This window comes from Mammaliicoccus sp. JADD-157 (assembly GCF_049310805.1).
Taxonomy (GTDB): domain Bacteria; phylum Bacillota; class Bacilli; order Staphylococcales; family Staphylococcaceae; genus Mammaliicoccus; species Mammaliicoccus lentus.
In genome coordinates this window covers 431306-450186 of the sequence record NZ_JBMOVZ010000002.1, presented here as the reverse complement: position 1 = coordinate 450186, position 18881 = coordinate 431306, and the positions used below count along the sequence as shown (strand labels likewise).

Annotated in this window: 21 protein-coding genes; all 21 read left to right on the top strand. The window is 40.6% G+C overall.

Going from position 1 to position 18881, the window contains the following annotated elements; all coding sequences use genetic code 11:
• The first annotated feature begins 84 nt into the window (after positions 1–84).
• The 21 genes from ACO6VN_RS08775 to ACO6VN_RS08675 all read left to right on the top strand — a co-directional run bounded on the left by ACO6VN_RS08775 (position 85) and on the right by ACO6VN_RS08675 (position 18767).
• Positions 85–681: a hypothetical protein gene (locus ACO6VN_RS08775; protein WP_422404501.1), complete on the top strand. Its 597-nt coding sequence runs from the start codon at positions 85–87 to the stop codon at positions 679–681.
• 22 nt (positions 682–703) lie between these two features.
• Positions 704–1111 carry a hypothetical protein gene (locus tag ACO6VN_RS08770; protein WP_422404500.1) on the top strand — a complete coding sequence of 136 codons (408 nt, stop codon included), beginning with the start codon at positions 704–706 and terminating at the stop codon, positions 1109–1111.
• A gap of 45 nt (positions 1112–1156) precedes the next feature.
• Positions 1157–2179, top strand: a complete 1023-nt coding sequence (locus ACO6VN_RS08765) for a major capsid protein (RefSeq protein ID WP_422404499.1) — start codon at positions 1157–1159, stop codon at positions 2177–2179.
• Positions 2180–2181: 2 nt separating this feature from the next.
• Positions 2182–2391, top strand: coding sequence for a hypothetical protein (locus ACO6VN_RS08760; RefSeq protein WP_422404498.1), 210 nt, complete (start codon positions 2182–2184; stop codon positions 2389–2391).
• Positions 2392–2412: 21 nt separating this feature from the next.
• The gene (locus ACO6VN_RS08755) at positions 2413–2772 is read left to right on the top strand and encodes a hypothetical protein (RefSeq protein WP_422404497.1); all 360 of its coding nucleotides are present in this window, start codon (positions 2413–2415) and stop codon (positions 2770–2772) included.
• Positions 2765–3568 carry a hypothetical protein gene (locus ACO6VN_RS08750; RefSeq protein WP_422404496.1) on the top strand — a complete coding sequence of 268 codons (804 nt, stop codon included), beginning with the start codon at positions 2765–2767 and terminating at the stop codon, positions 3566–3568. Before ACO6VN_RS08755 ends, ACO6VN_RS08750 begins: the two co-directional genes overlap by 8 nt.
• Positions 3558–3956, top strand: a complete 399-nt coding sequence (locus tag ACO6VN_RS08745; protein WP_422404495.1) for a hypothetical protein — start codon at positions 3558–3560, stop codon at positions 3954–3956. Before ACO6VN_RS08750 ends, ACO6VN_RS08745 begins: the two co-directional genes overlap by 11 nt.
• On the top strand, positions 3957–4322 hold the full coding sequence (locus ACO6VN_RS08740; RefSeq protein WP_422404494.1) for a hypothetical protein: 366 nt from the start codon (positions 3957–3959) through the stop codon (positions 4320–4322).
• Positions 4313–4756, top strand: a complete 444-nt coding sequence (locus ACO6VN_RS08735) for a hypothetical protein (RefSeq protein ID WP_422404493.1) — start codon at positions 4313–4315, stop codon at positions 4754–4756. Before ACO6VN_RS08740 ends, ACO6VN_RS08735 begins: the two co-directional genes overlap by 10 nt.
• Positions 4757–4804: 48 nt before the next feature.
• A complete protein-coding gene (locus tag ACO6VN_RS08730; RefSeq protein WP_422404492.1) occupies positions 4805–5323 on the top strand; it encodes a phage major tail protein, TP901-1 family in 519 nt (172 codons plus the stop codon).
• Between the two features lie 102 nt (positions 5324–5425).
• A complete protein-coding gene (locus ACO6VN_RS08725) occupies positions 5426–5800 on the top strand; it encodes a tail assembly chaperone (protein ID WP_422404491.1) in 375 nt (124 codons plus the stop codon).
• 20 nt (positions 5801–5820) lie between these two features.
• A complete protein-coding gene (locus ACO6VN_RS08720; RefSeq protein WP_422404490.1) occupies positions 5821–6183 on the top strand; it encodes a hypothetical protein in 363 nt (120 codons plus the stop codon).
• Between the two features lie 26 nt (positions 6184–6209).
• Positions 6210–11216, top strand: coding sequence for a phage tail tape measure protein (locus tag ACO6VN_RS08715; protein ID WP_422404489.1), 5007 nt, complete (start codon positions 6210–6212; stop codon positions 11214–11216).
• A gap of 14 nt (positions 11217–11230) precedes the next feature.
• Positions 11231–12133 (top strand): phage tail domain-containing protein, encoded by a 903-nt coding sequence (locus ACO6VN_RS08710; RefSeq protein ID WP_422404488.1) that lies wholly within the window; start codon positions 11231–11233, stop codon positions 12131–12133.
• 8 nt (positions 12134–12141) lie between these two features.
• Entirely contained in the window at positions 12142–13608 is a 1467-nt protein-coding gene (locus ACO6VN_RS08705; RefSeq protein WP_422404487.1) for a hypothetical protein, read from the top strand.
• Between the two features lie 41 nt (positions 13609–13649).
• Entirely contained in the window at positions 13650–16139 is a 2490-nt protein-coding gene (locus ACO6VN_RS08700) for a phage tail protein (RefSeq protein WP_422404486.1), read from the top strand.
• On the top strand, positions 16126–16293 hold the full coding sequence (locus tag ACO6VN_RS08695) for a hypothetical protein (RefSeq protein WP_422404485.1): 168 nt from the start codon (positions 16126–16128) through the stop codon (positions 16291–16293). Before ACO6VN_RS08700 ends, ACO6VN_RS08695 begins: the two co-directional genes overlap by 14 nt.
• A gap of 38 nt (positions 16294–16331) precedes the next feature.
• Entirely contained in the window at positions 16332–16577 is a 246-nt protein-coding gene (locus tag ACO6VN_RS08690; protein WP_422404484.1) for a hypothetical protein, read from the top strand.
• Positions 16578–16598: 21 nt separating this feature from the next.
• The gene (locus tag ACO6VN_RS08685; RefSeq protein ID WP_422404483.1) at positions 16599–17030 is read left to right on the top strand and encodes a hypothetical protein; all 432 of its coding nucleotides are present in this window, start codon (positions 16599–16601) and stop codon (positions 17028–17030) included.
• Between the two features lie 16 nt (positions 17031–17046).
• On the top strand, positions 17047–17367 hold the full coding sequence (locus ACO6VN_RS08680; RefSeq protein ID WP_422404482.1) for a phage holin: 321 nt from the start codon (positions 17047–17049) through the stop codon (positions 17365–17367).
• 17 nt (positions 17368–17384) lie between these two features.
• Positions 17385–18767 (top strand): SH3 domain-containing protein, encoded by a 1383-nt coding sequence (locus ACO6VN_RS08675; protein WP_422404481.1) that lies wholly within the window; start codon positions 17385–17387, stop codon positions 18765–18767.
• Positions 18768–18881: the final 114 nt, after the last annotated feature.

Sequence of the window (18881 nt, the reverse complement as noted above, 5' to 3'; positions counted from 1 at the left end):
TGACCGAACGTTAAGTCACTAAAAGAAACGGTTTCTTACGGACAGATGTGTCCGTTTCAAAACACAGAAAAGGGGACATAAAAGATGGATAAACAAGAAAAGTTATTTTACGGATTAGATTTACAGTTCTTTGCGGACGGTGGCGAAGATAAAGGCGATGAACCGGGAGATAAGCCAGCTGATAAACAAGAAGATTTAGACAACGAAGGCGGCGAAAGTGGAGAAAAGAAATTCACGCAAGAAGACTTGAACGAGTTAGCTGCTAAGGTGCGACGCGAAGAGAAAGAGAAACGCGAAAGACTAGCCGAAGAAGAGCGAGAAAGATTGCGTAAAGAAGAACTCGAAAAGAATAGCGAGTATAAAACTTTGCTAGAAGAGGCGCAACAAACAATCGCACAATACGAGCAGAAAGAGAAAGCGTTAGAGCGTGAGAAAACAATCAACGAAAAGTTGGTAGCGAAAGGCTTAACTGCTGAACAAATACAACGTTACTCTAAATACATTCACGGCGAATCAGACGAAGAGATTGACGCGAGTATAGAGTCAGTTTACGAAGATTTTGTCGTAATCCAAGAAAACTTAAAAGGAGATCCATCAGCTGGGTTCGGCGATAGTAAGAAACCGGAACCAAAAGACGACGAAGATTATGGACGAGAGTTATTCAAGTCTATAAGAAAATAAAAATAAAAAGGAGTTTTATAGAATGGCATACACTTTAAAAGCACAATCAGAACAGTTCAGAAGTGGTAAGAATATTCTAGCGTCTGAAATCGTACAATACGTACACGGTGGCGCTACATTAGACGGTAGTAAGTTTCCAAAAGGTATTATCGAAGTAGGAACATTAATTGCTCGTAACCAATCGACTGGTAAGTACGAACCATTTGCGGAAGGTTCAGCTGGGGAAGAAGAAGGCGGCGGAGCTATTTTACCGGAAGGTTTCGATAACTTCTATATCTTAAACGAAGATCATGACCACGATGGCGAATCAGACGCAGTAACAGGCGCAGTAATTATCGAAGGTTCAGTTTACGAGGCTAAATTGCCAGTAGAAGTACCGGCAACATTTAAGCAAGCTAACCCGAATATTCATTACGTATCGCATAAGTAATAAAACGGAAATTAAACGACTATAAACGAAAAGGTGGAATATATAATGGCAAGTATTTTAGCTTATAAGCAGTTCCAAAAACCGGCATTAAAAGGATTCTTAGACGAATCAATGAAAGACGAAGTACAAGATTTTGTTAGCGAATTTGTTGGTAACGAAGTTACTTACGACATTAAATTCGCTTATGACATTATTCAACGTAAACAACACATCGCAGCAATGATTGGTTTAGGCGCAGAGAAACCTGTAATAGACCGTCATGGTGCGGCGTCTAAAATGGTTGAGTTGGCTCACTTCGGTTTGAAAGATGTTATTACTGTCGAAGAGTTATACGAAATCGCAAGCGCTCGTAACGACGCAGATGCTAATAACCGTATCAACAAGTTACTTAACCGTGCTGACGATTTAGTACAGTACTTGAAATTACGTAAGAAAGTCGAGAAGTTAAAAGCAGTTGCTTTCGGAGCTAACTCTTACGACAAGAACGGCGTTAAAATCGAATTAGATTACGGTGTACCGGAAGACCACAAGATTGCATTGACTAGCGGTAGCGACTGGTCATCAGCAGACCGTGACGTAATCGGCGACTTACTTGATTGGGATAAAACTTACCGTGCGTCAAACGGTGGCAAGCAAGCGGATGCTATCTTAATGACTCGTAAAGTTTATAACGCTTTAACTAAGAACACTCATATCATCGCAGAGGCTGATCGTCCTGTAGGTTCGGTTCGTGTATCTGAAAACCAATTGAACGAAGTATTAGGTAGCTTTGGTTTACCGGCTATTAAATTGGTTGATGAAACGTCTATCACTGTAAACGATATTTACACGGGAGAAAACGAAGAGATTAACGTATTCCCGGAAAACCGTGTCGTATTCATTTCTAAGGGTGTAGGTAACTTCGTTACTGGTCCAAACCCGGATGACGACCAAATGGCTCCGGTAGCAACGTTAGAGGCTTACGACGAAAGAACTCCTAAGCGTTCTATTATCGAAGTTGCAGAGTCAGGTTTCGTAGTGTTAGATAAACCGTCATTAATCTTACATGCCGACGTAATTGCTGGCTAATAATGGCGAAAGTAAAAGTCAAGACACAGGCAGTTATCGACGGTAATCCCGTCGGTACTGTTATTGATGTCGAAGAGCATGACTTTGTATGGCTAAACGATTTAGGCTACGTAGAGAAAATCGAAGAGGTAAAGTCGGCAGACACTCCGAAGAAACCTACGCAAGCTAAGCGAAAGCCTAGAGCAAAGAAAGAAGTAACGGAAGATAAATAAACATAAAGGAGTCGTTAGTACATGAATATAACGGAGGTAGCAGAGAGATTCGAGATAACAGAAGACGAGGCGACCGATTATATCATCGCTAACGGCTTTTCTATTACTTCGAATGACTACGATAGACAACAAGTTTACTTATTGGGAATGTACCACGATTACGTACAAGCAAAGAATGACGCAGCTAAGGCTAGAGAGACATTTCGTTATCAAGACGGAGAAGAAATGGTCGATAAGTCAAAACAGTTTGATGCTTTCCGTGCTTACGCTAATGATTTATTCAATCGTTGGCAAAAAGAATTAGCACAATATAACAACGATGCAGATATGGATGGTTCACAGTTAATACTACGTAAAAGAGCGAAGTGGTTAGATGCGTGAGATAGCAGAACAGATTGATAAAATCTCAATCGACCATGAACAGCAAGTAGTAGACAATGTGGCGTCATTGATAGCGGCTGTTATAAAGATATTAAACGACAATTCAAGCAGTGAGAATATAACATTGGCTGACGGATCAATCATTAAACGTAACACAATTAATCGAAGTAAGTTACGACGAGTATTAGTCGAACTTAGAAAGCTAGAGAAAGAAACGTCGAAGATGGTGTTCGATGGAACGTTATCGTCAATGGAGGCTGCGCTATTAGCGACGACTACATTCTATAAAAGTAGATTCAAAAGTATCGTTACTAAAGGGACGTTGAAAGCGTCGGAGATAGCAAAGAAACCAAGCGAAGATGGATTGACGTTACAAGATCGAATTGATTCCCAAGCAATGAGATACACTGACGACTTATACAAACAGATTAGAGTCTCGATTAATAAAGGTCATTCAATATCGGAGATTATAGACGAAGTAGAAGGAACGTTTAAAGGTAAAGAGTGGGAGCTACGCCGTATTGTAACGACGGAAACATTTAACAGTTACCGTACGTTAGTAGGCGAAATAGCTGATAAAAGCGGCTTAACGTGGATTAGGTTACACGAATCATTCCCACGACATCCTAGACGTAGGAAACATACGTGTTTCGCTTATGCGCATGAAGATAAGTACGGAAAAGGACAAGGCGTATTTAAGTCGATAGATATGAAGATATACAGTCCTCATCCGCAATGTACATCGTGGCTAGAGTTACTCGAGTTAGGAGAAGAGGTGTCCGACAATGTTGACTGAACGAGATTTGCTACACATTAAAGAGACTAGAGCGCAGTTGATTAAGAATAGAACGCAGGTCATTACCATAACTATAACGAATGAAGATGGCGAAGATCCATTTACTGGCGAACCTATCTCAACGACAGTCACTAAAGAAGTTGATTCGGTTGTCACTGATAGAACGTCAAGAGTTGCGGCAGAGCGTCGTATATCAGATGCCGAAGAAGTTATCGAAGGAGACATTTGGTTCTCGATTGATGTCGACGAGTTTGATACCGAAGATAATCCTAGACTAATTACGAGGACTATACACGATGGATTAGAGTATGCGGTTGTAGCAGCCGATCCAAAAGGTATTGGCGAAATGACTACCCGTTGGGAATTTGTCGGAAAGCGAGTGAAGTAAATGAAAGCTCGAATATCAGTTAGCGGTTTGTCGAGAGTACGTACAGGAATATCTACAGCAAAAGCGTATAAAGCGATTAACAATGTCGATGAAGAAATCGGTAAGATAGCGCAAGAAATAGCCGTTAAAATGGCTAACGATGCGCCAGTGCTTACAGGTGCTTTACGAGATTCATTAGCGAACTCATACGTGCGTACTGGTATGCTAGTCCACGAATTAAAACTAGATACCGAGAATGTTCCATATGTATGGCGTCAGAACTTCGAACATAAATCAAAACGATATTATATAACTCGAAATGTAAACGAGGCTAGATCAACGTTTGAATCTCGATTAGCAAAGGCGGTGGAGAGAGCTTGGAACTAACATACTTCGAATTAATAGGAAGTTTACGAAAGTATTTCCAAGATACAACCGGTATTAAAACAGTGTGGAAGTACTACGGTTACAAAAAGCCCACCGAGAAACCTTTTATCGAAATAGAATACGTAAACAGTAGTCTTAATGAATTAACGAAATCAAAAGATTTAATTCACGAAGACATATACTTAAACGTTGGTATTCACGGAGGTAATATAACCGAGTTGTCAGACGTTCATAAATCGGTTATGCCGATATTAATGTACGCAAACATTCCTATTATCAATAACAAACTAGAAACTATCGGTAAATTTTCAGTAGAGAATATAAACGGTGTATCAAATATCATGTACGGCACACAAGTCGAAGATGAGAGTAATACACATCGTTTGTATATAGATATAAGTATTCCCTTAACACACGTTAAGAAACAAATTTAAACGGACACGGTACTTAGTTACCGAATTATTATATGGAGGTTTTGTCAAATGGCAGTTTCAAAAGGTTCTAAAACGGTACTATTTTTCCAATCAATGGACGACACTACTGCGGATGGAAATAAATTAAGATTAGCGTTCCAAACTGAACACCAATTCAACAGTGAGCGTGAGGCAATCGAAGAAACAACGAAAGATGGCGTATTAAAAGACGCTGGGGAGATTAACGCTAACATCGAGTTCACATGTTACGTAGTTCGTGACAACGACACTTACAAGTTAGTCGAAGAATCATACCTTAAAGGTAAAACGTTGCAAGTGTGGGAAGTAGACATTACGGAAGAGTCAAAATCGGGTAAATACTACGCTACTTACGGACAAGGTACTTTAAGTACGTTCAACAAGTCTTCTTCAACGGATAGCTACACTGAATTATCTTCAACGTTCAACATTAACTTAACGCCTCAACAAGGAGAAGTTTCATTAACTCCGGATGAGTTCCAAGCAGTACAATACGCGTTCAATGACTTCGGCGAATTAGCTGGAGGAACAAGCGGTGGAGAAGGTTAATAGTAATTTCATAGCGGAGTGATTAAGTTCATTCCGCTTTATCTTTGTAATAACGATATATGGTGTATCGATAATAAAAAACGAAAGTGGAAGGTGCATATTATGAATATCACATTAAAAGGAAAAGAATATGAATTGGACTTCGATATTGGGTTTGCGATTCATTTAGACGAGAAGTATTCGCTGAAACAATCAATCGGAGACGTAACGGAATTAGAGTTCGGGATTGGAGTAGCGACTGTATACCCTCGATTAGCAGCTAACGATTTGAGAGCGCTAGTTGATGTGTTTGATGCGGGATTAGCAGACGTTAAAACTGGTTCGTATACACAGAAAGAATTACGCAAAGCCGTATCAGAGAAGATTCGTGAAGTAGGAGACATCATGAAATTGTCCGAACTGTGTATCGAGGAATTAGAACGCGTGGGTTTGTACAACCACATACTCAATCCGCAAGCACAAACGGAAGAGAAGTAAAGAAAGAGAAAACAGAATCTATGACATTCGGCGATATAATCGCTGATTGTTTTAGGTATCTGAATATCAACGATATAGAACAAATTAAGCGAATGAAGATATGCGAGTATAGAGCGTTATTACGTGGCTATCATAAACGATATGTAGACGAAATGGAACGACTACACTTACTTGCGTGGCAATCGAACTTAGCCGGTCAATTTAAAAATAACGGATCGCCAGTATTCCCTACATTCGATAAATTCTTTAATCGTGCTGATTGGACCGGAGAAAAGGAAGTACAACGTAATCCGGAGGCTATGGAACGTTGGGATGAATCAATTAAGAACGCAGAGAATATACTCAACGCAAGATTGGGCGGTTCATCATTCGAAGGTCAATAAATTTATAACGAAAGGGAGTATAGTACATGGCGCATATGTATGATGTAGCGGCGAAACTTCATGCCGATTCAAAAGGTTTCGTAGCAGCTTTTGCGGCAGCAGAGGCGGCTGTATCGAGATTCAATAAGACAGTTGCTGCGACTAATATGGCGGGTGCTACTAATAGTTTATCGGCTTTCCAAAGAGCTAATGCTAATACGGCATCGTCTATCGATAGAAGTACCGGTAGATTACAAGCATTTAATCGAGTTGTAGGAGCGATGCCGATTACTCGTGCTACTAACGGTTTAGGCGATTATAGTTCCGCTACAGGTAGAGCTGCTAACAATGTCGGTAGAACTACAACGGAAGTTAGCCGTTTAAACAGAGCTATAAACGCAGCTAGTTTAGCGCATGCAACAAGTAGTATGTCTAGTTTCGATAGAGCCAATTCTAGCGCATCTACATCGGTAGGTAAAACAAGCGGAGAAGTTTCTCGCTTAAATAGAGCCGTGAGTGCAACTAATATGGCGGCAGCTACTGCGAACGTCGGTACTTTCGCTGGTGCTAACCAAAAGGCGCAAAGAGCCGTTGATTTAGCGGCTAGAGACATCGATAGATTTAATAGAACGGCTAGAGGATTCGCTATGGGCGGTATCGCAGGTGCAACAGCATTTGGCGCAGCAATGTACGGATCGCTTAAAACATTCGCATCATATGAATCGGGATTAGCTGGCGTTAAAAAGACAGTAGACGCGTCAGACGCAGAATACCGTAAGTTAGATCAAACTTTCCGTAAGATGACGACTACTATGCCAGCAACATACGAAGAGATTACGGCAGTCGGAGAGGCAGCCGGACAATTAGGAATCAAGAAAGAGAGTATCGCTAAGTTTACTGATACGATGATTCGATTAGGTACGTCAACGAACATGTCAGCCGAAGAGGCAGCTACAAGTATCGCTCGAGTATCTAACGTTATGGGTACAGCTGATAAAGACGCCGACAGGTTCGGTGCTACGCTTGTTGACTTAGGTAACAAATACGCTACAACTGAATCTGAAATTATGGAAATGACACTGCGTTTAGTCGGTATGGGTAAACAGTTGAACATGTCAGAGGCAGAGGTTATGGCGCTTTCAACTGCTATGTCATCCGTTGGTATTAAAGCCGAAATGGGTGGCTCGGCTATGTCACGTACAATGACGAAGATGAACTCGGCATTACAAGGTGGCGGAGAGAAAGCAGAGGCTTGGGCGAACATCATGGGTATGTCCGCAGAGAAAGCTAAAGCTAAAATCGAAGAGGACGCATATGGTGCGTTAATTCTGTTACTTAAAGGATTAGATAAATCGAAAGCATCGGGAGAAAACCTCGATAAAGTGTTAGGCGATTTAGGTATCAAAGAGATTCGAGAAATCGATACTATGAAACGTTTATCATCAGCAGTAGATCAAGTTACATCGGCTAGAGAAGTCGGTAACACAGCGTGGGCTGAAAACACAGCGTTACTTGAAGAATCGAACAAGCGTTATGAAACATTCGCAAGTAAGGTTCAGATGGTATGGAACAGAGTTCGAAATATATTCGCTAATATGGGCGGAGCTTTCGCTAAAGCTAACGGAGAATTTATGAACTCGATAGACGGTATGCTACAAGGTATCGAACGTTTAACAGACGGATTCTTCAATGCCGAAGGTGGCATATCGCAACTAGGACAACGTTTCGTTGATACAGCATTATTAATCGGTGGAATAGTAGGTACGCTTGGAGTTGCTGGTGCGGCATTTATGGCGTTTGGTCCAGCTGGTGCAACGACAGTTGGTGTTGTAGCTGGATTAGGAGCTATCGTCTATGCAGTTAAGAATGTTGGTAAAGTATTTAACGGCAGTGAAATCACGAAAGGTATGAATGAGATTTCGAGAATATCGGACTCGTCTACACGTGAGGCAGCCGAAAGTTACCAAAACATGAAATTAAAGGTATTAGATAGTATAGGCGGTATGGTTACAGGCGCTAATGCGAAATCGTTAGAGCTTAAAAACGGTATGCTTAAAAACCTTGATGGTATGGGCGAAATGTCCGCTAAAGAGGCAGCCGATATGAAGAACAAAGTATTAGCCGAACTATCAGACTTAACGAATAAAGCTGTACAAGAGATAAATAACAGTGAGAAACGTATCGCTGATATAACTCGTAGTTTAATGAAAGGCGCAAGTGAAACTGAAAAGGCGGCGCTAGAACAAAACTTAGCCGAGCAGAAACGTATCTTTGACCGTAAACGTGAAATCGTTAAGAACGCAGAGTCAACTATATCTGACATCCTTAGTACGGCATCAAAAGAACGTAGAACACTTACGACACAAGAGTTTAGCGACTTGGGTACGGCGTTTAGTTCTATCGATAAAGAGTTTAAAACTTCTATCGGTAATAACGTTTCGGACTTAGCTAGGTTGCAGACGGCATTTGATAAATTAGATGCGAACGCTCCAGTAGAAAAAGTTCAATCGTCACTTACGGACATGGCTAAAACTACTGTAAGTACGATGAAAGAAATGGATAAAGCCTACGAGAAAAACTCTACTATGATTAAACAGAACATGGGCGATACAGAGGCTGGTAAGCAACTATTAGCGCAGTTAACACAGGAACACGATAAGCAAAAATCGGCTATCCTAGAAAACTTAGATGCTAACGAACGTAATGCTAAAGGTATTCATGGTAGCGTTGATGCAATGAAAGGCTTAACAGAAGAAGAACGACGCTCACTTGGAGTTAAGAAAGATTTAACGAGACAAGAGGCGGCAATGGGCAGTATTAGTGATCTTCGTAAGCATAAACAGATTTCATTAGCGGATGCTATTGAGGCGTCAAATAAAGCCGAAGAGAAATCGGCAAGTGCTGCCGAACAAGCAGCTAAGAAATATCTCGAAGTCGGAGCAGCAGTCGACACAATCCCTAATAAATTCGACACTATGAAAGATGCGTCATTAGAGGCGGCAACTGCAATCGGAGAAGGTTTCGCAACTAAATTCGAAGATGGTTTCGAAGGTGTAGACATCACAGGTGTTGGACGTAAGACAGTTGACGAGTTTGTCGAAGGTGTACGTTCGGGAGAGTTAAGCGTTAAAGATGTAGCGGTTGCTCAAATAAACACCGTTCGAAATCAGATGGGTCAAGAATCGTTAACACCGGAAGGTCGTAAGACGCTTGAAACATTCGTAGATGGTATGAAAGGCGTTAAAGTCGGAGAAGTAGCCGACCAAATGGGTGTCGATCTTAAATCTAAAACGGAGATAAACTTGGGTCCGAAAGGTAACGTAACGGCTAAGTCATTCGTTGAAGGATTGAAAGATGGCACTTATGGAATGTCGGAATTTGCTACTTTCCTAAACAACCGATTGCTTGAAATATCGAAAGTTGATTTATCTGATATGGGTAAACAAGACGTTCAAACATTATCGGCTGGATTACAGAGCGGACTTGTGTCTGTAGATGAAGTCGGAGAGATACTCGAAACGAGCTTGAAACAAAACTCCGATATTGATCTAACTCCGGAAGGTCAACAGACTATGCAAACGTTAGTTGCTGGTCTTCAATCGGGTAAAGTAACGGTTACAGAATTTACGGCTGGATTAAAAGAATTGATGAAACAGGAATCTAAAGCCGACTTAAATCCGGAAGGTAAGCAAACTGCTGATTCATATAAATCGGGCTTAGATGCCGGTAAGGAAGGCGTTAGTAGTAGCGCTAGAAGTCAGAAAGAGTCTGTCGAAGAAATACTAGGTATGACTACGGATGGCGAAGGTGGAACGAAAGCTACTAACTTATTCACTAGCGGAATACTAGCTGGTGGCGGACAAGCTACAGAGGCGTCAAACTCCGTAAAACTAATACCGGAATCAATATTAGCAAACGCTAGTGATGGTAACGGCGGAAGTAGCGTAAGTTCGAAATTCTCGAGTGGTATTATGGCTGGATTAGGGTTAGCAACTTCGAACTCGACAGCGTTAAAACTTATTCCCGAAAGTATTCTAACGGGCGCAAATGACGGTGGCGGAGGTAGTAAAGCCGGTAGCTTATTCCAATCGGGATTAGCATCGAAACATTCTCCTATTAACGGAGTAGCTACTTCGATACAATCTGCCGTGCAATCAACGTTAGGAGCTACAACAGATGGCAAAGGCGGTAGTGGTTCGGGTAACAAGTTTAACTCGGGACTATCAAGCATGAAAGGTTCTATCAATGGAACGTCGAATAGTATTAAGAGTAGTACGGAAAATACACTCGGATCTACAACGGACGGACGCGGTGGTAATAAGTCGGGTTCAATGTTCAACAGTGGATTATCCGGAAACATGGGTTCAATAAACGGTACAGCAACGAATATCATGAGTAACGTTCAACGAGTATTAGGTTCGACTACTGACGGTGGCGGAGGTAGTAAATCGGGTTCATTATTCGTTAGTGGATTAAGCGGACAAAGCGGTCCAGCTAATAGTGCCGGTAACAGTGTTTCTAGCGCCGGTAAATCGGGTCTTTCTAATACAGGTGGAACATTCGGACTAGGGCAGAACTTAGGTCAAGGGTTCGTTAATGGTATAGCTAGTATGGTCGGTAGAGCCGCATCAGCTGCTGCGAGTTTAGCAAACGCTGCAATGTCAGCTATTAAACGAGCGCAACGCTCTAATTCTCCAGCCAAAGAAACGATTAAATTAGGCGGAGACTTTACTGACGGTTATATGGTCGGTATAGAAGAACAATCTAAATACGCTATTAAAATGGCGGGAGATTTAGCATCAGATTCGATTAATACATTCGATAAAACGTTAGGCAAGAACCCATTCGATTTAGGTAGCATGACGGAAGTTAAACGGAATATTAACGGATTGCGTCCTAAGATGGATCATATGGTTAAATCGAATATGAAAGTTGATATGCCAATGACACGTATGCGTGTAGATGTTAATGTACATGCGGATCAAGAGTGGATTAGAACGGAAGTTAATCACGGTAATGCCGTAGATGACAGATTAGATTACATGGGTAGATAACGGAGGGTTAGACGATGGATGTAGAGATTGTAAAAAAGGACGGTAGTGTATACAGGCTATCTGACTTCGGAGTCGTTTACGACTTCGTTGTCGGCTCAATATCGATAGAACAATATTCGGATAGAGTGGAAGGGCGTTTCGGGAAAGTTGATTATGGAGCGGATTATACATCAAGAAGAATTAAAGTTCCGATGAAATTTAAGCATAACGAAATGCACCATTACGCACATTTAAGAGACGACTTATATGGAGTATTAACAGACGTAGAGTCTTATTATATACGAGAAATGCGTAGACCTAAGAGACTTGAATATGAATTTGTAGACTTTGGAGAAACGCCTAGATTTCTCCCTAACACTGATAATCAGTACGTAAACGGCAAACAATATTTAGTCAGAATGGTAGGAGAACTTGAGCCGGAACAACTATTTAACGGTGGAGAGATTGAAATAGAGTTTGAAACCACTGAACTACCGTTTGCAGAAACTATATACACAACACTAGAGGTTGATGAAACTGGTTATATAGAGTCTATCAATAAGTACGGTTTAGCAGATAATCTAAACCAAGACCTAGTGAAATACCGACATAATAGCTTGACGTTCGATGTATGGAACGGAGGTAATGTCACTGTTATTCCGGAGTCAATGTTCCTAAAAATAGACGTAGTAGGTCTAGTGACTAGTGGTAACTTCGTGATTCAGAACGATAGTACTGGAGATAAATTTATGTATAACGATAGTGTGTCGAGCAGAACGTTAACACTTGATGGTATGCAAGTAAAGGTAGATCAGACCAATAAACTAAGAAGTTGTAACCGAGAGTTTATATCACTTAAACCGGGATTAAATAGAATTACAGTTAAGAATGGTACTTATCAAGAAATTAAAGTAGACTTCAAAAAATATTATAAGTAGGTGTGACTATGGCTAGAGAAGTAATAGGCGGTAGATGGAATACCGATAACTTAAACAGTCTTAATGGAAACTTTATCGAGCTATACGATGAGATAGATAAAACAGATGTACGATTATTAAGAGCCGTATGGGATCGCGTTAGAGAAGAAAATATAATAAAAATGCTTGAACCTGTCGAGACATATGAGGACTTACCTACTAACGTTGCAGAGAAGTCCCTTATAACAGTGCTAGACGAACAGACAGTATACGGTTATAGCGAAGGAGAATGGACACCGTTTAACCACATTAGTCTTGATCCTTATGAACCTTACGTTGAAAAGGTTTCAGATGCGTCTAGTCAAGCAATTAACGATATAAATTCTACGAGTGACTACGTAATCGATAATATCAAGAAACTCAACCAAGTTGATGTCGGAGAACTACTATTCGACTTAGCGACACAGGAAGATAAGGTACAGTCAGTCGATACTACATTGTCGAAAGTATATCGTAATAACACTTCGTCAGTAAACATATATGTAGACGCGAGCGCTAGTGTTGGTGGAGACGGTAGTATACAAAAGCCATTTAAAACGATTCAAGCAGCAGTAGACTATATACCTAAGATTATCGATAAAGATCACTTCGTAAAAATTGAGGAAGGTAATTATAATGAAGAAGTCGTCGTTAAAGGAATAACAGGAGCAGCTGTATGGTTATCTAGGAAGGACGGTATTGTCGATCCTAGCGTTACTAACCCTAATGTAAAAGTTAAATCGATAACATTCTTCGACTGTAATTCGTACTGTAAAGTCGAAAGCCTAGAGTCGTATAACGCATCGACGATAACTGCTGGAGGTTTTATCCGATTTAGTAGATGTGCTTATGGAACAGTTCATGCTTGTAAGATTAGCGATTCTACTATAACTAAAGACTCGCTAGTCTGGGACGGATCACGAGGAGGCTTTAATTCTTGCTACTTTGACGGACAAAAGACATGCGCAGTGTCCATGAATGGCTCGTCCATAAGAAATGATGCTACGAACAAACACGGTAGTAACCGCTCAACGATAGGTGTAAATGCACAGGCAGCAGACATACATTTTAACGGTAACGTGGTGTGGACTAAAAGCGCTGTAACTCCGGAAGTTAATAGGCAGGGCGGTATGATGAAGAAAGACGTTTCAATAGTCGATATATCTACTAAGAATGGCTGGAGTAGCTATAGTGACGCATACAAGCCTAGAGCGATTAAGCTATCTAATGGAATGGTTCAGTTACAAGGAATTATAACGGATGGGGCAGTAGGTCCGGGTATATACGCACTTACATTGCCCGAAGGTTTCAGACCCATTAATCGTCATGTGTTCGGACCATTTGTATCGGACGGCTCAATTGGCAAAGTATTACTAGATACGTCGGGTAACTTAGCCGTAGAGAGTGCCTCCGGTAAATATGTCAGCCTATCGGATATATCATTCTATGCGGGGTAGTAATTACATTTCAGAATCGAATACAGTAAAGGAGGCTAGATATGACTAACGTCATCGCAAGAAATTTACTAGGAGAAGAATTTATAGTATCTGCTCAATCAGAGCAAACATTAGAACTTAACGGTAATCAATCGATACAGTTAACTATACCTCCTAATAAAATAAACAACGTATTCATTAACGAGATAGACTCGATGTGGGAAATTGATTTCTACGGAGATACTTATACGATTGTATATACTAAGAAAAACACTCGTGGCAGCAGTTTTCATATAGATATTCGGGCGGTACACAAAGCATTAGACAGATTAGATAGCTTACGAACTTACGAACGCTTTGACGGATATATAAATTCAACAGATGCTTTCGTTAGAGTATTTGCTGACACTGGATATTCATTTGTGCAATTGTCGTCTTTCCCCTCTATAGAAATAGAAGGTCTAGGAGACGGAGAGACGAAGTTAGAGTCATTCAAAAGATTGCTTGAGAGATTTAAAGCAGAGTTTTATATTTCGGGAACCACGTTTTACTTGGACTCTTATATCGGAAGAGACGTTGGTTTTGAGTACCGCTACAAGTTAAACGCATCTAATATACAGGAAGAAACTGACGGGACTTCGACTTTTACTTATGCTAGAGGTTTCGGAGATTACGAAGAAAGCGAGCAGAATGTTTTAGAGAAAGCCAAGTTAACGAGTGAATATGAGTCTCCATTAGCGAAGATACTAGGACGCAGACATGCACCGATGGTAGCGAAAGGTTCGTACAAGACAGTTGCGGCGATTGATAAAGCCATGAAAGAAGTTGTGGATAATAGCGTTATTATATCTGTTAGTGCGGACGTTAAAGACTTGCGCGCACAAGGTTATCCATATGCTCAACCCGAATTAGGAGACCGTGTGTACCTTAACGATAAGAGAATAGACTTTAATCAAGAAGTTAGAGTCGTTGAGATTAAGATTGATAGATACGCTAATGGAAATGTGCGAAATATCAACGTGGTATTTGGTAATCAGAAATTAGGTCGAAGATATTCTAGCAATTTGTCGTCAGCAGTTACTAAACTAAACGCATTACTAGATGGTAACTTACAATTAAACTTCGATGTACTCGATCAAAGGTCAAAAGAAATGTTGCGTAAAATAATGTCGGTAGATACCGAGTTAACTTTAGATAACGGTATATATGCAGTTGATAAGAATAATCCAAATAATGTTGTCGGCTTAAATAGCGCCGGGTGGTTTATATCAAAAGACGGGGGTAATACTGCGGATGTTATAGCGACATCAGATGGTATTACAGCTAACGCAATAACATCAGGTACAATAAACACTGCTAATATAACAATATACGGTGGTACTTCGACCGACACTTACATTAGTATAAAAAATAATGAGTTAAACGCTCGTGGTAGATATACGACTACATGGCAAGGAGATACTAGAACTTACGACACTCAAATTGTGCTACAAAAAGGGTATATCAAAATGAGAAACGTGGACGATAATCGAATGTTGTACTACACTCAACACGGCATTTCGACCTATGCAGACGGTACTCAAGATGAATCATCCGGAACGTTAGAGTTCTTTAGTTATGATTACGATCCTATTCGTAAAGGTGTAACGCTATCGTCAGTGGGTGGCGTAGTAGCGATGAGATCCGGATTAGAGAAAGTTATTATAGATGCTTACGATAGCGCATATATCCGCTCAAAAGAACAGAGGGTTAAAATTCAACCGAGAACTTCTGTTTCGGGTAACAATACATTCGAATACCATGTAGTAGATAACGAAGTAATAGGTAATAATGACGGCATAATATACTACGGTTCCGAGAATAATCCGACACCATCTGTTGGGCTAAGGTTCTCGAAAGCCTTTAATGGTAAAACGTTATTCGTAACGGACGGCAGTGGTTTACGAGGTACTGGAAACCTAGAAGTACACGATATGAAAGTAAACGGTAGAATGGTCGGAGATATTCAAGCTATTAATGATAATGTCTATGCTAGAGTTGACAACGCTTTAAAAGTAGTTAGTAAAGGTAACTCCGAAGTTTTGCGTGATTTTGAGGCACGTAATGCTATTATGAACGACGTCATATTAAACTCGGTTAGAACAAGCACTCCTTATGAGAATACGTATATAGGAGTAGGGAGTTCTGAACTTAGGGTAACAACCAATGAGTTTTACAATGATGGAAAGCCGGTGTACAGACCTGTACGTGCTGAATCGTTCGTTAATGCCTCTTATTCGGAGTATAAAGAGGATATTACAGAGTGGGATTATGATGCGTTGACCGTAATAGCAAATGAGCTGCAATTGTACTCCTACAAGTTTAAAACGGATGTGGACTTAGACGACAGGCATATAAATCACGGACTTGTAGTAGGAGATGGTTACGAGACTCCTCCGGAATTTGTACGTAGTGGAGGGGTAGATTTATACGAATTAATAGCGTGGAGTTTGCGTGCAATACAACAACTTAACGATAAATTAGAGAGGATGCAAAAAGATGGAAAAAAATAATGATTTAGAATTAGAAGTAGTATTCACAAACAGACGATTACAGGAAGAAGTTAATCGAAATATAGGTCTTCAAGTAGAACTCGAAAAGGTACTACGAGAAAAAGCCGAGCTTGAGGAAGAAATTGAGGAATTAACGGCGTTACCTAGCGAATAATAAATAGAAAGGACGGTCGGAAAATGATTAAACGTTTTTTGTCCGAAATACAGAATCATGCACTACGCGCTATGTTCGGGTACATAGACGATCAACTTGACGAACTCGACGAGCGTGTGGACCGTCTTGAAAAAAGCGATCGTAAGGTAACTGATGAGTTAAGTAAAGTGTTAGCGGTAGTAGAGTCCGGATCAGAGACGAGAAAGACCGTTAAGAAAACTATTGTAACGGCTGTAATAACTGGTGTTGTCGGTTATTTACTTTCACAGTACGGACTAAAATAAAATAGAACGGAGGTGCGAAAGATGAAAAGAAAGCCAAAGAAATCGGAAATATTATTGTTATTCCTTATGATTGGTATTGGACTTACTCTAGCGTTAGACCCGGATTTATTCGTTAAACAGTTCTCGCCAAGCAACGGTAAACAAATTCACATTATCGGAGGTCAAACAACGACTATGTGGGTGTCATTCGGTTTAGGGGCAGCTATATTTACTTCGTTCTATATAACAAAGACTAACGTTATGCTTTCGCTTATAATCGCGAGTTTCAGTTTCTTGTTAATACTAACGACAAACGCTGCGACTACTTACCCGAACTTGTTAACGGTGTTCATGGTCGGAATACTAGCAGCGGTACTTAGCGATTTATTCTCAATTATCGACGAGAGTGAAGAGCGTAAGAAACAAGAGATATTAGAGACGTATATAGACGGAGACAAGAAAGATGAAAAATAAACGGAGGTTTTATACTATGCCAAAAGACGTAGGAACATGGACGAGATTAGTATTACTTTTATTAGCTTTAGTAAACGGAATTTTAACGGCTGCAGGAATGAGTCCGTTACCAATTGACGAACAAGAGTTATCGGAATTTATTTCACTTGGATTTATTATCGTGACAGGTCTAGCTGGTTACTTCATGAATAACTCGCATACACTTGCCGGTAAAGAAGGCACTGATTATACAAGAGCGTTAAAGAAAGGCGATATCCCAATCGAAGTGGAGCAAGAAGTTGCACAGAATGAATACTCGGAACAACAAACTCCGGGCGGTCACGTACCAAAACAATAACGGAAGGAAGATGCTAATTGAAAAAGCAAGAGGCGGTAAATTGGGCGGTAAGTAATATCGGTAAACGATTAACAGCGGGTCAGAATAATGGCGCTCAATGTGCGACATTCATTATCGAATTTCTAAAGAAACATTACAAGGTTCATCCAACGGGTAATGCGATAGACTTTATCGATTTTAAATATCCGAAAGGGTTCCAAGTTATTAAAGGTAAGAAACAGATTCTACAGCCGGGAGACATTTTCGTAATGGGCGGAGATGAATACGGACATACGGGAATAGTAACAGAGGCAAACGCTGATTACTTTAATAGTGTCGATCAAAACTGGTACAACGCTAACTTAGATAAAGGTAGTCCGGCAGCACTTGTCGAAGATCACGTGTACGACAATATAGTAGGCGTTATTCGTCCGCCGTATTCAGATGCCGTTAAAGGCGCTGGCACTGTATCGACTAAGATTAAAACGATTAATAAAACGATTAACTACAAAATGGCTAACCGTGTGGGTAGCGTTAAAGGTGTCGTTATTCATAATACAGCCGGTTCAGCTACTGCGTTGCAAGATTATAATAATCTAAGAAACGCTAGTGAACAACGATACACTGCCGGAATAGCTCATTACTACATCGACCGTAAAACTGTATGGCGAGCTATTGATACGTTCAGTATCGCATGGCATGTCGCTAAAGCTAACGGTAATAACGGCTATATTGGTTACGAAGTTAACGAATCAATGTCCGCTAGTAACAAGGACTTTATGGCTAACGAACAAGCAACGTTTAAGAAAGCGGCACTGGATATGCTTTATTACGGACTGCCGGTTAATCGTTCGACGGTCATGTTACATTGTGAGTTCGTTCTGACCGCTTGTCCCCACAGATCAATGACGATTCACACCGGTTGGGATCCAGTGAAACAAGGAGCTGCGCCACAAGAAATCGTTAATAAACTAAAGGATTATTTCATCAAGGAGATTAAGAAGTATTATAATAATCCGGCGTTAAAAGCTGGTGCACCAGCAAACGATTTAGTACCAACGCAAGACACTAAACCATCTAAACAACCGGATAACGTAGCCGTACAGAATAAGAATGAAATTGCTAAACCGGCTAAAGGCTGGCAAGTCAATGCCGACGGGGTAAAATACATGGAAGAGCATGCAACGTTTACATGTAAATCGAAAATAGGTATTGCCACTCGTTTGAATGGTCCGTATACAGGACATCCACAAGCTGGTGTACTTCGATATAATGAATCAGTAAACTACTCCGAGAAACAAGTGTACGATGGTCACGTTTGGATATCGTGGGACACTTACGGTGGTTACACTGTATACATGCCAGTCAGAGAAATATACGCAGATGGAACTCAAAGCGATTTATGGGGAGTTATTTCTTAACAAATTATATCGTGGATATATAATAGGAAGAAACTCGTCACAAGATAGTTAATCACGGTGTGATTTTCAACCGTGTGCATCTCATACACCATACAATGTCGAAGTGGAAAATCG

Coding starts and splice junctions, on each gene's coding strand:
- ACO6VN_RS08730 (WP_422404492.1), top strand. CDS start 4,805: ATGGCAGTTTCAAAAGGTTCTAAAACGGTACTATTTTTCCAATCAATG.
- ACO6VN_RS08740 (WP_422404494.1), top strand. CDS start 3,957: ATGAAAGCTCGAATATCAGTTAGCGGTTTGTCGAGAGTACGTACAGGA.
- ACO6VN_RS08700 (WP_422404486.1), top strand. CDS start 13,650: ATGACTAACGTCATCGCAAGAAATTTACTAGGAGAAGAATTTATAGTA.
- ACO6VN_RS08695 (WP_422404485.1), top strand. CDS start 16,126: ATGGAAAAAAATAATGATTTAGAATTAGAAGTAGTATTCACAAACAGA.
- ACO6VN_RS08760 (WP_422404498.1), top strand. CDS start 2,182: ATGGCGAAAGTAAAAGTCAAGACACAGGCAGTTATCGACGGTAATCCC.
- ACO6VN_RS08745 (WP_422404495.1), top strand. CDS start 3,558: ATGTTGACTGAACGAGATTTGCTACACATTAAAGAGACTAGAGCGCAG.
- ACO6VN_RS08770 (WP_422404500.1), top strand. CDS start 704: ATGGCATACACTTTAAAAGCACAATCAGAACAGTTCAGAAGTGGTAAG.
- ACO6VN_RS08775 (WP_422404501.1), top strand. CDS start 85: ATGGATAAACAAGAAAAGTTATTTTACGGATTAGATTTACAGTTCTTT.
- ACO6VN_RS08750 (WP_422404496.1), top strand. CDS start 2,765: ATGCGTGAGATAGCAGAACAGATTGATAAAATCTCAATCGACCATGAA.
- ACO6VN_RS08710 (WP_422404488.1), top strand. CDS start 11,231: ATGGATGTAGAGATTGTAAAAAAGGACGGTAGTGTATACAGGCTATCT.
- ACO6VN_RS08725 (WP_422404491.1), top strand. CDS start 5,426: ATGAATATCACATTAAAAGGAAAAGAATATGAATTGGACTTCGATATT.
- ACO6VN_RS08705 (WP_422404487.1), top strand. CDS start 12,142: ATGGCTAGAGAAGTAATAGGCGGTAGATGGAATACCGATAACTTAAAC.
- ACO6VN_RS08755 (WP_422404497.1), top strand. CDS start 2,413: ATGAATATAACGGAGGTAGCAGAGAGATTCGAGATAACAGAAGACGAG.
- ACO6VN_RS08715 (WP_422404489.1), top strand. CDS start 6,210: ATGGCGCATATGTATGATGTAGCGGCGAAACTTCATGCCGATTCAAAA.
- ACO6VN_RS08765 (WP_422404499.1), top strand. CDS start 1,157: ATGGCAAGTATTTTAGCTTATAAGCAGTTCCAAAAACCGGCATTAAAA.
- ACO6VN_RS08685 (WP_422404483.1), top strand. CDS start 16,599: ATGAAAAGAAAGCCAAAGAAATCGGAAATATTATTGTTATTCCTTATG.
- ACO6VN_RS08720 (WP_422404490.1), top strand. CDS start 5,821: ATGACATTCGGCGATATAATCGCTGATTGTTTTAGGTATCTGAATATC.
- ACO6VN_RS08680 (WP_422404482.1), top strand. CDS start 17,047: ATGCCAAAAGACGTAGGAACATGGACGAGATTAGTATTACTTTTATTA.